The sequence below is a fragment of the Streptomyces morookaense genome (genome assembly GCF_013030945.1).
GTDB classification, from domain to species: domain Bacteria; phylum Actinomycetota; class Actinomycetes; order Streptomycetales; family Streptomycetaceae; genus Streptomyces; species Streptomyces morookaensis.
Genome location: NZ_JABBXF010000061.1, coordinates 20,939 through 34,465 on the forward strand (window position 1 = coordinate 20,939; position 13,527 = coordinate 34,465).

General features: G+C 72.5%; 13 protein-coding genes. 10 read left to right on the forward strand and 3 right to left on the reverse strand.

Going from position 1 to position 13,527, the window contains the following annotated elements; all coding sequences use genetic code 11:
- Positions 1–10: 10 nt before the first annotated feature.
- Positions 11–1,666 carry an AbeC-like domain-containing protein gene (locus tag HG542_RS24060; RefSeq protein ID WP_171084798.1) on the reverse strand — a complete coding sequence of 552 codons (1,656 nt, stop codon included), beginning with the start codon at positions 1,664–1,666 and terminating at the stop codon, positions 11–13.
- 144 nt (positions 1,667–1,810) lie between these two features.
- Positions 1,811–4,018 (reverse strand): elongation factor G-like protein EF-G2, encoded by a 2,208-nt coding sequence (locus tag HG542_RS24065; RefSeq protein WP_171084800.1) that lies wholly within the window; start codon positions 4,016–4,018, stop codon positions 1,811–1,813.
- A 230-nt stretch (positions 4,019–4,248) separates the two neighbouring features.
- Between HG542_RS24065 and pgsA the strand changes: the two genes are divergently transcribed.
- Genes pgsA through HG542_RS24080 form a run of 3 tightly spaced genes read left to right on the forward strand, consistent with a single transcriptional unit; the run spans position 4,249 to position 6,985 of the window.
- A complete protein-coding gene (gene pgsA, locus HG542_RS35390) occupies positions 4,249–4,911 on the forward strand; it encodes a phosphatidylinositol phosphate synthase (protein ID WP_171084802.1) in 663 nt (220 codons plus the stop codon).
- Positions 4,908–5,828 (forward strand): phosphatidylinositol mannoside acyltransferase, encoded by a 921-nt coding sequence (locus HG542_RS24075; protein ID WP_171084804.1) that lies wholly within the window; start codon positions 4,908–4,910, stop codon positions 5,826–5,828. The genes pgsA and HG542_RS24075 overlap by 4 nt, the downstream gene beginning before the upstream one ends.
- Positions 5,825–6,985, forward strand: coding sequence for a glycosyltransferase family 4 protein (locus tag HG542_RS24080; protein ID WP_171084806.1), 1,161 nt, complete (start codon positions 5,825–5,827; stop codon positions 6,983–6,985). The genes HG542_RS24075 and HG542_RS24080 overlap by 4 nt, the downstream gene beginning before the upstream one ends.
- Positions 6,986–7,062: 77 nt before the next feature.
- Here the strand turns inward: HG542_RS24080 and HG542_RS24085 are convergent, their stop codons facing one another.
- Complete coding sequence (locus HG542_RS24085) at positions 7,063–7,728, reverse strand: VC0807 family protein (RefSeq protein WP_171084808.1); 666 nt, start codon at positions 7,726–7,728, stop codon at positions 7,063–7,065.
- A 194-nt stretch (positions 7,729–7,922) separates the two neighbouring features.
- Between HG542_RS24085 and HG542_RS24090 the strand changes: the two genes are divergently transcribed.
- From HG542_RS24090 to ruvB, 7 genes are all read left to right on the forward strand, one after another.
- Positions 7,923–8,465, forward strand: coding sequence for a LemA family protein (locus tag HG542_RS24090; RefSeq protein WP_171084810.1), 543 nt, complete (start codon positions 7,923–7,925; stop codon positions 8,463–8,465).
- Between the two features lie 84 nt (positions 8,466–8,549).
- Complete coding sequence (pdxS, locus tag HG542_RS24095) at positions 8,550–9,461, forward strand: pyridoxal 5'-phosphate synthase lyase subunit PdxS (RefSeq protein ID WP_171084864.1); 912 nt, start codon at positions 8,550–8,552, stop codon at positions 9,459–9,461.
- Positions 9,462–9,550: 89 nt separating this feature from the next.
- On the forward strand, positions 9,551–10,141 hold the full coding sequence (gene pdxT / locus HG542_RS24100; RefSeq protein ID WP_171084812.1) for a pyridoxal 5'-phosphate synthase glutaminase subunit PdxT: 591 nt from the start codon (positions 9,551–9,553) through the stop codon (positions 10,139–10,141).
- Positions 10,142–10,204: 63 nt separating this feature from the next.
- The gene (locus HG542_RS24105; RefSeq protein ID WP_171084814.1) at positions 10,205–10,957 is read left to right on the forward strand and encodes a YebC/PmpR family DNA-binding transcriptional regulator; all 753 of its coding nucleotides are present in this window, start codon (positions 10,205–10,207) and stop codon (positions 10,955–10,957) included.
- Positions 10,958–11,079: 122 nt separating this feature from the next.
- Entirely contained in the window at positions 11,080–11,628 is a 549-nt protein-coding gene (gene ruvC / locus HG542_RS24110) for a crossover junction endodeoxyribonuclease RuvC (protein ID WP_171084865.1), read from the forward strand.
- The gene (gene ruvA, locus HG542_RS24115; RefSeq protein ID WP_171084816.1) at positions 11,625–12,251 is read left to right on the forward strand and encodes a Holliday junction branch migration protein RuvA; all 627 of its coding nucleotides are present in this window, start codon (positions 11,625–11,627) and stop codon (positions 12,249–12,251) included. Before ruvC ends, ruvA begins: the two co-directional genes overlap by 4 nt.
- Before the next feature lie 95 nt (positions 12,252–12,346).
- Complete coding sequence (ruvB, locus tag HG542_RS24120) at positions 12,347–13,438, forward strand: Holliday junction branch migration DNA helicase RuvB (protein ID WP_171084817.1); 1,092 nt, start codon at positions 12,347–12,349, stop codon at positions 13,436–13,438.
- Positions 13,439–13,527 lie beyond the last annotated feature (89 nt).

Sequence of the window (13,527 nt, forward strand, 5' to 3'; positions counted from 1 at the left end):
CTGCGCCCTGTCAGGCGTTGTAGACGTCGGCCTGACGGGGCGTCGGGTCCTGGATCGCCCCGCTCAACGTGTTGGCCCGGTTGCCGAACTTCTCCGTGTCCACGCCGTTGTCGGCGAGGACACGCAATGCGGCCTGATGCACCACGCGCAGCACCGGAGTTGCTGCGCGCAGGGCGTCGTCCGCCATGAAACGGTGCCGCCACGGCTTGTCGGCCCACGCGTGGCGCAGCCCGAACGGCTCGGGGAGGACGAGCTTGCCGCCCCAGTACTCCAGCAGCGGCGGGTACCAGGTGAGCGGCGCGCGGACGGAGAGGCGGACGACCTCGCGGGGCTCGACGACGCGCAGTGTGCGCTCCCAGGTCTCCCAGAACTTGAGGGCCTTGCGGAACGTCCGGGTGCGGTTCTTGGGACGGCCGTTGAAGACGGCGTGGGTGGGGCCGAGGGCGTGGCCGGTGACCTCGATGCGCAGCGTCTTGTGCAGCACGGTGACGTTGATGAGCAGGGTGATGACCAACTGGCCGTCCCACAGCACGAACTGGACGCCCAGGTAGTGCCGGTCGCCGCTGCCGAAGTGCTGCTTGTCGCAGATCTCCTGGAGCTGGGAGCCCCTTATCTGGTACGTGGCGGAGTCGGTGCCGGCGGGGCGGGAGACGGAGCCGGCGCCCTCGCCGATGGGGGAGACCACCCAGTGCTCGATGTCGGGGGCGGTGAGGCCGCCGGTGTTGATGGGGGTGCGCTCCAGCAGCTTGAGCTGGTCGTGGATGGCGCGGACGATGTCCCAGCTGCGGAAGGGGTTGATGTCCTTGCCGGGGTCGAGGGGGACGAGCTCCTCGGCGAGCTGCCAGCTGCCCCAGCGGGTGCCCATGCCGAGTATGCCCTTGGGGCCGGCGTAGAAGACGACGTTGCTGCGCTGCTCGGCGGCGATGCGTTCGAGGTTCTGGCGGAGCTGTTCGGCGGCGCTCTCGCCGGGGGTCGAGGGCACGGCCTCGGGGATCTTGGCGCCGATGCCGCCGCCGTCGAGCAGGCCCGTCCAGCGCTCGCGGAGGTCCTTTGCGGTGCGCTCGCAGATCTGCTGCGCCCACAGGCCGCCGATGACGGGGGCGACGAGCATGGCGCGCAGGTAGAGGTACCAGAAGCCGGTGAAGGGGAGTTTGACGAAGAGGGCGACGATGGCCAGGCCGAGGATGCCGAAGAGGGCCGCGCCCAGTGCGCCGGCGCGCCTGTCCTGGGAGCCGGCGAGGGTGCGGCGGAGCTGGAAGGCGCCGAGCCAGAGCAGGACGCCGGGCAGGAAGAGCAGCCCGAACAGGAGCATGATCAGGGTCAGCCGGGCGTCGCGCTCCTTGCGGATGCGGGAGGCGGCCAGGCAGTGCTCGACGATGACCTGCGGTTCGAGTCCGAAGGACTGGATGAGCGGCTTGCGGCCGCTGCCGAGCATGCGGTTCTGCACGGCGCGGGCGAAGGCCTCGCCCAGGTTGGGCTCGAAGAGCGAGATGCGGGGCGGCTTGACCTCGGAGGTGGCCCAGTCCGAATTGGCCTTGAGGAGTTCGTCGACCGGGCCGTCGCGGTAGGCGGCCGAGGCCAGTGCCTGGGTGGCGGCGGTCTGTCCGGCGCCGCCGGCGACCGGGATCTGTGCCCCCGGACTGAAGTCGAACGCGTCCCCTGCCACTCTGCCCCCAATGCCGCGGCCTGCTCCCGACCCCCGGCCCGTGTCATGGGCCGCATGCTCAGCGTAATGGTGCGGGGTGTCAGAGGGGGGCAGGTGAGCGGAAAGCCGCCCGTCCTGGCCGAGTTGGGACGGGCGGCTTGCCAACTATGCCCCGTTATCCTCCTGTTCGCGGATGCGGTCGGCCAGCTGCGGCGGCATCGGTTCGTGCCGGGCGTACCCGCGGCTGAACCGCCCGGTGCCGTGCGAGAGGGAACGCAGGTCCACGGCGTAGCGGCCGATCTCGATCTCGGGCACCTCGGCGCGCACCAGGGTGCGGCCCGCGCCGGACTGTTCGGTGCCGACGACGCGTCCGCGCCGTCCGGACAGATCGCTCATGACCGCGCCCACGTAGTCGTCGGCGACCAGGACCTGGAGTGCGGCGACCGGTTCCAGGAGGTGGATGCGGACCTCGGCGGCCGCCTCGCGCAGGGCCAGGGCACCGGCGGTCTGGAAGGCGGCGTCGGAGGAGTCCACCGAGTGCGCCTTGCCGTCGAGGAGGGTGACCCGGACGTCGACGAGCGGATAGCCGGCGGCCACTCCGCGGGCGGCCTGGGCCCGTACGCCCTTCTCCACCGAGGGGATGAACTGCCGGGGGACCGCGCCGCCCACGACCTTGTCGACGAACTCGATGCCGGAGCCGCCGGGCAGCGGCTCGACCTCGATCTCGCAGATCGCGAACTGGCCGTGGCCGCCGGACTGTTTGACGTGCCTGCCGCGGCCGGCGGCCTTGCCGCCGAACGTCTCGCGCAGGGACACCTTGTGCGGGACGATGTCGACCTGCACCCCGTACCGGGTCCGCAGCCGCTCCAGGGCGACGTCCCGGTGGGCCTCGCCCAGGCACCACAGGACCACCTGGTGGGTGTCCTGGTTCTGCTCCAGCCGCATGGTGGGGTCCTCGGCGACGAGCCGGGCCAGGCCCTGGGAGAGCTTGTCCTCGTCGGCCTTGCTGTGCGCCTGGATGGCCACGGGCAGCAGCGGGTCGGGCATCAGCCAGGGCTCCATCAGCAGCGGATCGCCCTTGGCGGAGAGGGTGTCGCCGGTCTCGGCGCGGGTGAGCTTGGCGACGCAGGCCAGGTCGCCCGCGATGGCCTGGGCGAGCTGGCGCTGCTGCTTGCCGAACGGGGAGGAGAGCGCGCCGACGCGCTCGTCGACGTCGTGGCTCTCGTGCCCGCGGTCCTCCAGGCCGTGTCCGGAGACGTGCACGGTCTCGTCGGGGCGCAGGGTGCCGGAGAAGACCCGGACCAGGGAGAGGCGCCCGACGTAGGGGTCGGAGGCGGTCTTGACGACCTCGGCGGCGAGCGGACCCTCCGGGTCGCAGGACAGCGGGGGACGGGCGCTGCCGTCCGGGGCGGTGACGGCCGGGGCCTCGCGCTCCAGCGGGGTCGGGAAACCGCCGGTGATGAGCTCCAGGAGCTCCACCGTGCCCAGGCCCTGGCGGGCGCCCTCGGCCGCCGGGGCGGCGGCGAGCACGGGGTGGAAACTGCCCCGGGCGACGGCCCGTTCGAGGTCCTCGACGAGCGTCTTGACGTCGATCTCCTCGCCGCCGAGGTAGCGGTCCATGAGGGTCTCGTCCTCGCTCTCGGCGATGATCCCCTCGATGAGCCGGTTGCGTGCCTCCTCGATCAGCGGCAGCTGGTCGGCGGAGGGTGCTGCCTCGGTGCGTTCGCCGCCGGAGTAGTCGTAGACCCGCTGCGAGAGCAGGCCGACGAGCCCGGTGACGGGACGGTGCCCGTCGGGGCCCTCCGGCCCGCGCACGGGGAGGTAGAGCGGGAGCACGCCGTCGGGGGAGTCCCCTCCGAAGGCCGCGCGGCAGGTCTCCGTGAGCTGTTCGAAGTCCGCCCGTGCGGCCTCCAGATGGGTGAGCACGATCGCGCGGGGCATGCCCACGGCCGCGCACTCCTCCCACACCATGCGGGTGGCCCCCGCGATGCCCTCGGCGCCCTCCGCGGCCGAGACGACGAAGAGGGCCGCGTCCGCAGCCCGCAGACCGGCCCTCAGCTCGCCGACGAAGTCGGCGTAGCCGGGTGTGTCCAACACGTTGATCTTGATCCCGGCCCATTCGACGGGGACCAGGGACAGCTGGACCGAGCGCTGCTGGCGGTGCTCGATCTCGTCGTGGTCCGAGAGCGAGGCGCCGTCCTCGACCCGGCCGGCCCGGTTGACGGCGCCGGTGGTCAGGGCCAGTGCCTCCACCAGGGTCGTCTTCCCGGACCCACTGTGGCCGACCAGCACCACGTTGCGGATGTTGTGCGGCCGGTCGGCCGTCACCGCCCTGCCGGCGGCCCCTGGATGTGCATTCGTCTTTTCGCCCATGTGTCTCGCCTCTCCGGTCGACACCTGCGGTCCTTCGAGCTTTCCACCGTGGTCACGCTGCGTCCATACGTCGCACACGGGGGCGCAACCGTTTGAGTGGCCGGTGATCGCCCTCCGCCCCGGCGGGCGCAGCGGGGGTGGTGTGCGCGGCGGGTTCCGGCGGCCTGGCTACGATGGGCCAGCCGGTGGCCTTCCGACCTCCGGCCCGCATACGACCCTCCGGGAAGGCCATGCTGAACAAGTACGCGCGTGCGTTCTTCACGCGTGTTCTCACGCCGTTCGCCGCGCTGCTCATCCGACTGGGCGTGAGCCCCGACGCGGTGACCCTCGTCGGTACCGGTGGTGTGGTGGCGGGCGCGCTGGCCTTCTACCCCAGAGGCGAGTTCTTCTGGGGAACGATCGTCATCACGCTGTTCGTCTTCTCGGACCTCGTCGACGGCAACATGGCCCGCCAGCTCGGCCGTTCCAGCCGCTGGGGCGCCTTCCTCGACTCCACCCTCGACCGGGTCGCCGACTCGGCGATCTTCGGCGGCCTGGCCCTGTGGTACGCCGGACGCGGCGACAGCCTGGCGCTGTGCGCGGTGGCCATCTTCTGCCTGGCCAGCGGCCAGGTGGTCTCGTACACCAAGGCCCGCGGCGAGAGCATCGGCCTGCCGGTGAACGTCAACGGCCTGGTCGAGCGCGCCGAGCGGCTCGTCGTCTCCCTGGTCGCCTGCGGACTCTCGGGACTGCACAAGTTCGGCGTCCCGCACGTCCAGATCCTGCTGCCCATCGCCCTGTGGCTGGTGGCCGTCGGCAGCCTGATCACGCTCGTCCAGCGGGTCGTGACCGTGCGCCGCGAGGCGGCCGAGGCCGACGCGTCCGTGATGGCGGGCGAGGGCGGCGCCGGGTGAAGGAACAGCTGACCGACGCGCTGTACGGACTCGGGTGGAGCACGGTCAGGACGCTCCCCGAGCCCGTCGCCACCGCGCTGGGCCGGCAGCTCGCCGACGTGACCTGGCGGCGGCGCGGCAAGGGCGTGCTGCGGCTGGAGTCCAACCTCGCCCGGGTGGTCCCCGGCGCGGGACCGGAGGAGCTCGCCCGGCTGTCCCGCGAGGGCATGCGCTCCTACCTGCGCTACTGGATGGAGTCCTTCCGGCTGCCCTCGTGGAGCAAGGACCGCATCCGCACCGGCTTCGACCCCGAGGGCCTGCACCACCTGGAGGAGGCCCTGGCCTCCGGGCGGGGCGTGGTGCTGGCGCTGCCCCACATGGGCAACTACGACCTCGCCGGGGCCTGGCTCACCACCCGGCTCGGGGTGCCCTTCACCACCGTCGCCGAGCGGCTCAAGCCCGAGACCCTCTACGACCGGTTCGTGGCCTACCGCGAGGGGCTGGGCATGGAGGTCCTGCCGCACGCCGGCGGCAGCGCCTTCGGCACGCTGGCCCGCCGGCTGCGCTCCGGCGGCGTGGTCTGTCTGGTCGCCGACCGTGATCTGTCCTCCTCGGGCATAGAGGTGTCCTTCTTCGGGGAGGCGGCCAAGATGCCCGCCGGACCCGCCATGCTGGCCGTGCAGACCGGCGCCCTGCTGCTGCCGGTGACGCTCTGGTACGACCGCACGCCGGTGCAGAAGGGCCGCGTCCACGCGCCCCTGGAGGTGCCGGAGACCGGCACCCGGGCCGAGAAGGCGGCGGTGCTGACCCAGGAGATGGCCGACGCCTTCGCCTCCGGCATCGCCGCGCACCCGCAGGACTGGCACATGCTCCAGCGGCTGTGGCTGGCCGACCTGGCACGGCCGGCCGAGCCCCGTCCCGGAACGGAGAAGCCTTGAGGATCGGGATCGTCTGCCCCTACTCCTGGGACGTCCCCGGCGGCGTCCAGTTCCACATCAGGGACCTCGCCGAGCACCTGATCCGGCTGGGCCACGAGGTCTCGGTGCTGGCGCCCGCCGACGACGAGACCCCGCTGCCGCCCTTCGTCGTCTCGGCCGGACGGGCCGTGCCCGTCCCGTACAACGGCTCGGTGGCCCGGCTGAACTTCGGCTTCCTCTCGGCCGCGCGCGTGCGCCGCTGGCTGCACGAGGGAGACTTCGACGTCATCCACATCCATGAGCCGGCCACCCCGTCGCTGGGCCTCCTCTCCTGCTGGGCCGCCCAGGGCCCGATCGTGGCGACCTTCCACACCTCCAATCCGCGCTCGCGCGCCATGATCGCGGCCTATCCCATCCTCCAGCCCGCGCTGGAGAAGATCAGCGCCCGGATCGCGGTGAGCGAATACGCCCGCCGGACGCTGGTGGAGCACCTGGGGGGCGACGCGGTCGTCATCCCCAACGGCGTCGACGTCGGCTTCTTCGCCTCCGCCGAGCCGCGGCCGGAATGGCAGGGCGGGACCATCGGCTTCATCGGCCGCATCGACGAGCCCCGCAAGGGCCTGCCCGTCCTCATGCGTGCCCTGCCCGGGATCCTCGCGGAGCGCCCCGGAACCCGGCTGCTGGTCGCCGGGCGTGGCGACGAGGAGGAGGCCGTCGCCGGCCTGCCGCCGGAGATGCGCGGCAACGTCGAGTTCCTCGGCATGGTCAGCGACGAGGACAAGGCGCGGCTGCTGCGCAGCGTCGACGTGTACGTGGCGCCGAACACCGGCGGCGAGTCCTTCGGCATCATCCTGGTCGAGGCCATGTCGGCGGGCGCGCCCGTCCTCGCCAGCGACCTGGACGCCTTCGCCCAGGTCCTGGACCAGGGTGCGGCGGGCGAGCTGTTCGCCAACGAGGACGCGGATGCGCTGGCCGCGGCGGCCGTGCGGCTGCTGGGCGACCCCGCCCGCCGGGCCGAGCTCGGCGAGCGCGGGCGCCGGCATGTGCGGCGCTTCGACTGGGCGACGGTCGGGGCCGACATCCTGGCCGTCTACGAGACGGTGACCGCCGGCGCGGCCTCGGTCGCCGCCGATGAACGGACCGGATTGCGGGCGCGGTTGGGGCTTGCGCGGGACTAGGAGGCGCCCCCTTACGGGGCTCGGGGAACCGGGAGCGCCGGGCCACCACCCCCGTAGGCGGCCCGGCCCGGCCCGGGTCAGGCGTCGGCCGGTGTCTTCGCCGGCGCCTCCGCGCGCGTCCCGAACAGGGCTATGCCGTGCCGGGCCCGGAAGCTGCGGCTGCGGTGGATGCTGATCACGGCTGCCAGGCCGATCAGGCCCAGTGATTCGATGCGGCCGACCAGCGGCACCACGTCGACCGGCAGCACCAGTGCGTTCACCGTGTTGAGCACCGCATCCAGCAGCTCTATGCCGCCCCACACCGCCGTCAATCCCCGCAGGGCGCCGCGGAATTCGGCCGAATCCCGCCAGGCGCGCTCCGCGACCGCGGCCGCCTCCGGGCCGCGCAGCCGGCCGCCGAACTGGAAGGCGAAGGGGCGTGCCATGGCCAGCGTGCTCAGGATCCACAGGCCCAGGGCGGCGGGCAGCGCCGCGTCCTTCAGCAGCAGGACGCGCGGGCTCCCGCTGATCACCGATGTGCCGGCCGAGACCAGCAGCAGGACAAGGATGAACATGTCGAAGGGATCGACCCGGCGTCGTATCACCGCTTCGCCGAGGGCGTGGAGCGCCGGCGGGGCGCTGCTGAGCAGGAGTGCCTGCCACTGCACCATCCCCGCGCCGCGCAGCACGTAGAACAGCACGAGCGGCAGGCCGACGTTGACCGCGAGCGAGGTGAACAGCGTGTGCCTGGAACGGGATTGCATGGGAGTCCTCCGTCGGTCCCACCGTCTGCATCGACGTCTCGACCGATGTCCCGGTCGATGTCTCGACGGTAGGAACCCGGCGGGTGGAGACGGATCGGAGCCCGGGTGGGTCCTCGGCCCGGGCGTCTCCACCCTGTCCGCTCCACCCCCGGGTGGAGCGGGCCCCGCCGGGCGGCCCGGTACTGTGGCCCGGCGTGACCACATTGATCTGGATCGCGGTGGCGCTCGTCCTCGTCGGCGTCTACCTGAGCTGGACCGCCGGGCGCCTGGACCGGCTGCACAGCCGCATCGACGCGGCCCGCGCCGCCCTGGACGCCCAGCTGCTGCGGCGTGCCTCGGTCGCCCAGGAGCTCGGCACCGCCGGAGTGCTCGATCCCGCCGCGTCGATCGTCCTCTACCAGGCCGCGCACGCCGCCCGGCAGGCCGAGGAGGAGCAGCGCGAGGTCGCCGAGAGCGAGCTGAGCCAGGCGCTGCGCGCGGTCTTCACGGAGGGGCCGCAGGTGGAGGCCGTGCGCGAGGCCCCCGGCGGGGAGGAGTCGCTCGAGGAGCTGGCGCAGGCCGTGCGCAGGGTGCCGATGGCCCGCCGGTTCCACAACGACGCGGTGCGGGCGGCGCGGGCCGTGCGCCGGCACCGCGTGGTGCGCTGGTTCCGGCTCGCGGGGCACGCGCCCTTTCCCCTGGCCTTCGAGATGGACGACGAGCCGCCCGTCGCGCTGGCGGACCGGACAGGCCACTGACCTCGGATTGGCCCTTTTTCGGCCCGCCCGGCAGTGGGTTGGATGAACCTGCCAGCATCACCGGCCCTTGATTAGTGAGGTCACATCGTGTCCACCGCCAGCACCCCGCAGACTCCCGAGACCGGCACGGCGCGCGTCAAGCGCGGCATGGCCGAGCAGCTCAAGGGCGGCGTGATCATGGACGTCGTCACGCCGGAGCAGGCCAAGATCGCCGAGGACGCCGGTGCCGTCGCGGTCATGGCCCTGGAGCGGGTGCCCGCCGACATCCGCAAGGACGGCGGCGTGGCCCGGATGTCCGACCCGGACATGATCGAGGGGATCATCGACGCGGTCTCCATCCCCGTCATGGCCAAGTCCCGCATCGGCCACTTCGTCGAGGCCCAGGTGCTGCAGTCCCTCGGCGTCGACTACATCGACGAGTCCGAGGTGCTCACCCCGGCCGACGAGGTCAACCACAGCGACAAGTGGTCCTTCACCACCCCGTTCGTCTGCGGTGCCACCAACCTGGGCGAGGCGCTGCGCCGTATCGCCGAGGGCGCGGCCATGATCCGTTCCAAGGGCGAGGCCGGCACCGGCAACGTCGTCGAGGCCGTCCGCCACCTGCGCCAGATCAAGGGCGACATCGCCCGTCTGCGCGGCCTGGACAACCACGAGCTGTACGCCGCGGCCAAGGAGCTGCGCGCCCCGTACGAGCTGGTCAAGGAGGTCGCCGAGCTGGGCAAGCTGCCCGTCGTGCTGTTCTCCGCGGGCGGCGTGGCCACCCCCGCCGACGCCGCGCTGATGCGCCAGCTCGGTGCCGAGGGCGTCTTCGTGGGCTCCGGCATCTTCAAGTCCGGCGACCCGGCCAAGCGCGCCGCCGCCATCGTGAAGGCCACCACCTTCTACGACGACCCCAAGATCATCGCGGATGCCTCCCGCAACCTGGGCGAGGCCATGGTCGGCATCAACTGCGACACCCTCCCCGAGACCGAGCGGTACGCCAACCGCGGCTGGTGACACGGCGGTTCCCGGTGGGCGGTGCGCAGGGGTTCCTGCGGCCGCCCGCCGGCACGTGCACCGGAAGCAGAGCGAAGAGGGAGTATCCCGTGTCCACCCCCACCATCGGCGTTCTCGCCCTCCAGGGCGACGTCCGCGAGCACCTGGTCGCCCTGGCGGCGGCGGATGCCGTGGCGCGTCCGGTCCGCCGTCCCGAGGAACTGGCCGAGGTCGACGGCCTGGTCATCCCCGGCGGCGAGTCCACCACCATGTCCAAGCTCGCGGTCGTCTTCGGCCTGCTGGAGCCGCTGCGCGAGCGCGTCCGCTCGGGCATGCCCGTCTACGGCACCTGCGCCGGCATGATCATGCTGGCGGACAAGCTGCTGGACGGTCGCGACGACCAGGAGACCCTGGGCGGCATCGACATGATCGTCCGCCGCAACGCCTTCGGCCGGCAGAACGAGTCCTTCGAGGCGGCCGTCGACGTCCGCGGCATAGCGGGCGGTCCCGTCGAGGGCGTCTTCATCCGGGCCCCGTGGGTCGAGTCGACCGGAGCCGAGGTCGAGGTGCTCGCCTCCCACGACGGCCACACGGTCGCCGTCCGGCAGGGCAATGTCCTGGCCACGTCCTTCCATCCGGAGCTCACCGGAGACCACCGTGTGCACGGGCTCTTCGTGGAGATGGTGCGCGCAGCGCAGTGACGGGATCCCGGTAGGATCACTGTCGTTCGTTCCGAATTTGGTTACGCGAAGGAGACAGGCGAGATGTCCGGCCACTCTAAATGGGCTACGACGAAGCACAAGAAGGCCGTGATCGACGCCAAGCGCGGCAAGCTCTTCGCGAAGCTGATCAAGAACATCGAGGTCGCGGCCCGTATGGGCGGCGCCGACATCGACGGTAACCCGACGCTCTACGACGCCATCCAGAAGGCGAAGAAGCAGTCGGTCCCGAACAAGAACATCGACAGTGCCGTCAAGCGCGGCGCCGGTCTCGAGGCGGGTGGCGCCGACTACGAGACGATCATGTACGAGGGCTACGGCCCGAACGGCGTCGCGGTGCTCATCGAGTGCCTCACCGACAACCGCAACCGCGCCGCCGGTGACGTCCGCGTCGCCATGACCCGCAACGGCGGCTCGATGGCCGACCCGGGCTCGGTGTCCTACCTGTTCAACCGCAAGGGCGTCATCATCGTCCCCAAGGGCGAGCTCACCGAGGACGACGTGCTGGGTGCCGTCCTGGACGCCGGTGCCGAAGAGGTCAACGACCTCGGCGAGAACTTCGAGGTCCTCAGCGAGGCCACCGACATGGTCGCGGTGCGCACCGCGCTCCAGGAGGCCGGCATCGACTACGACTCCGCCGAGGCCAACTTCGTGCCCACCATGCAGGTCCAGCTCGACGAGGAGGGCGCGCGCAAGATCTTCCGGCTGATCGACGCCCTCGAGGACAGCGACGACGTGCAGAACGTCTTCGCCAACTTCGACGTCTCCGACGAGGTCATGGCCAAGGTCGACGCGTAAGGCGTGCGATGTGCTCGGCCGACGGGCCGGCGGGGTGGTTCCCCCGCCGGCCCGTCGGCGTGACCGGGCGTTGTCAGTGGCAGCCGATAGCCTGCGCGCAGGTGATCGAAGGGAGGGGCGCCATGCGGGTGCTGGGCGTGGACCCGGGGCTGACCCGGTGCGGCGTGGGGGTCGTCGAGGGGGCGGCCGGCCGCCGGCTGACCATGGTCGGCGTCGGTGTCGTCAGGACCCCGGCCGATGCCGAGACGGCCGAGCGGCTGGTCCTCATCGAGCGCGGCATAGAGCAGTGGCTCGACGAGCACCGGCCCGAATACGTCGCCGTGGAGCGGGTGTTCAGCCAGCACAACGTCCGCACGGTCATGGGCACCGCCCAGGCCAGCGCCGTGGCGATGCTCTGTGCGGCCCGCCGTGGACTGCCCGTCGCACTGCACACCCCCAGCGAGGTCAAGGCCGCCGTCACCGGCTCCGGGCGGGCCGACAAGGCACAGGTCGGCTCCATGGTCACGCGCCTGCTGCGGCTCGACGCCCCGCCGAAGCCCGCCGACGCCGCCGACGCCCTCGCGCTGGCCATCTGCCACATCTGGCGCGCGCCTGCGGCCAACCGCCTGCAGCAGATCGCCGCCGCCCACCGCAGCACCGTTCCCGCACGACTCCCGAAGGGCACCCGATGATCGCCTTCGTCTCCGGGCCGGTCGCGGCCCTCGCCCCCGACGCCGCCGTGGTCGAGGTCGGCGGCATCGGCATGGCCGTCCAGTGCACGCCCGCCACCCTGGCCACGCTCCGGGTCGGACAGCCTGCCCGGCTCGCCACCTCCCTCGTCGTCCGCGAGGACTCCCTGACGCTGTACGGCTTCGCCGACGACGACGAGCGGCAGACCTTCGAACTGCTCCAGACCGCAAGCGGCGTGGGCCCCCGCCTCGCCCAGGCCATGCTCGCCGTGCACAGCCCCGACGCGCTGCGCCGCGCCTTCGCCTCCGGCGACGAGAAAGCCCTGACGGCCGTGCCCGGCATCGGCAAGAAGGGTGCCCAGAAGCTGCTGCTGGAGCTGAAGGACAGGCTCGGCGAGCCGGTCGCCTCCGGCGGTTCGCAGGCGGGTGTCGGCACCCCGGTCAGTGCCGGCTGGCGCGACCAGCTGCACGCCGCGCTCGTGGGCCTGGGCTACGCCACCCGCGAGGCGGACGAAGCGGTGGCGGCCGTGACGCCGCAGGCCGAGGCCGCCCTCGCCGAGGGCACCCAGCCCCAGGTCGGCCACCTGCTGCGGGCCGCCCTGCAGACGCTCAACCGGGCGCGCTGACCGATGGCCCCGGGCCCCGTCCGCACCGCACCGCCCGCCCGGGCGCCCCGCCCGCGCCCGTACCCCGACCCGCCACGAACCATGAGGTCCCACCCGTGAACCCGTACGACGAGTCCGCACCCGCGAGCACGACCGGCCTGCCCGCCGCGGGCGGCCGGATCGTCGGAGGCGCCGCCGACGGGGAGGACCAGGCCGTCGAAGCGGCCCTGCGGCCCAAGGACCTGGGCGAGTTCATCGGCCAGGAGCGCGTCCGCGAGCAGCTGGACCTCGTCCTCCGGGCGGCCCGCGCCCGCGGCGCCACCGCCGACCACGTCCTGCTCTCCGGTGCGCCCGGCCTCGGCAAGACCACCCTGTCGATGATCATCGCCGCGGAGATGGGCGCCCCCATCCGCATCACCTCCGGCCCCGCCATCCAGCACGCCGGGGATCTGGCCGCGATCCTCTCCTCCCTCACCGAGGGCGAGGTCCTCTTCCTCGACGAGATCCATCGCATGTCCCGGCCCGCCGAGGAGATGCTCTACATGGCCATGGAGGACTTCCGCGTCGACGTCGTCGTCGGCAAGGGCCCCGGGGCCACGGCCATTCCGCTGGAGCTGCCGCCCTTCACCCTCGTCGGCGCCACCACCCGCGCCGGACTGCTCCCGCCCCCGCTGCGCGACCGCTTCGGCTTCACCGGGCACATGGAGTTCTACGCCCCCGCCGAGCTGGAGCGCGTCGTGCACCGCTCGGCCCGGCTGCTCGATGTGGAGATCGCGGCGGACGGCGCGGCCGAGATCGCCGGGCGCTCGCGCGGCACCCCGCGCATCGCCAACCGCCTGCTGCGCCGCGTCCGCGACTACGCCCAGGTCAAGGCGGACGGGGTCGTCACCCGCGAGGTGGCCGCCCAGGCCCTGGAGGTCTACGAGGTCGACGCCCGCGGTCTGGACCGGCTGGACCGCGCCGTGCTGGGCGCCCTGCTCAAGCTCTTCGGCGGCGGTCCCGTCGGGCTGTCCACCCTCGCGGTGGCGGTGGGGGAGGAGCGCGAGACGGTCGAGGAGGTCGCCGAGCCGTTCCTGGTACGGGAGGGGCTGCTGGCCCGTACACCGAGGGGCCGGGTCGCCACTCCGGCGGCCTGGGCGCACCTCGGCCTGGTGCCGCCGCAGCAGGGTCCGGGCGGCCCCGGGCAGTCCGCGCTCTTCGGCGGGTGACGGCGCGGGGGCTGGTCCCGTCAGGAACCCCGGTGCCATGCTGAGCGTTGTTCCATAGGTGCGGACTCGCTTAGACTCCGCCGATGCCG

Coding starts and splice junctions, on each gene's coding strand:
- HG542_RS24065 (WP_171084800.1), bottom strand. CDS start 4,018: ATGGGCGAAAAGACGAATGCACATCCAGGGGCCGCCGGCAGGGCGGTG.
- pgsA (WP_171084802.1), top strand. CDS start 4,249: ATGCTGAACAAGTACGCGCGTGCGTTCTTCACGCGTGTTCTCACGCCG.
- HG542_RS24085 (WP_171084808.1), bottom strand. CDS start 7,728: ATGCAATCCCGTTCCAGGCACACGCTGTTCACCTCGCTCGCGGTCAAC.
- HG542_RS24105 (WP_171084814.1), top strand. CDS start 10,205: ATGTCCGGCCACTCTAAATGGGCTACGACGAAGCACAAGAAGGCCGTG.
- ruvC (WP_171084865.1), top strand. CDS start 11,080: ATGCGGGTGCTGGGCGTGGACCCGGGGCTGACCCGGTGCGGCGTGGGG.
- ruvA (WP_171084816.1), top strand. CDS start 11,625: ATGATCGCCTTCGTCTCCGGGCCGGTCGCGGCCCTCGCCCCCGACGCC.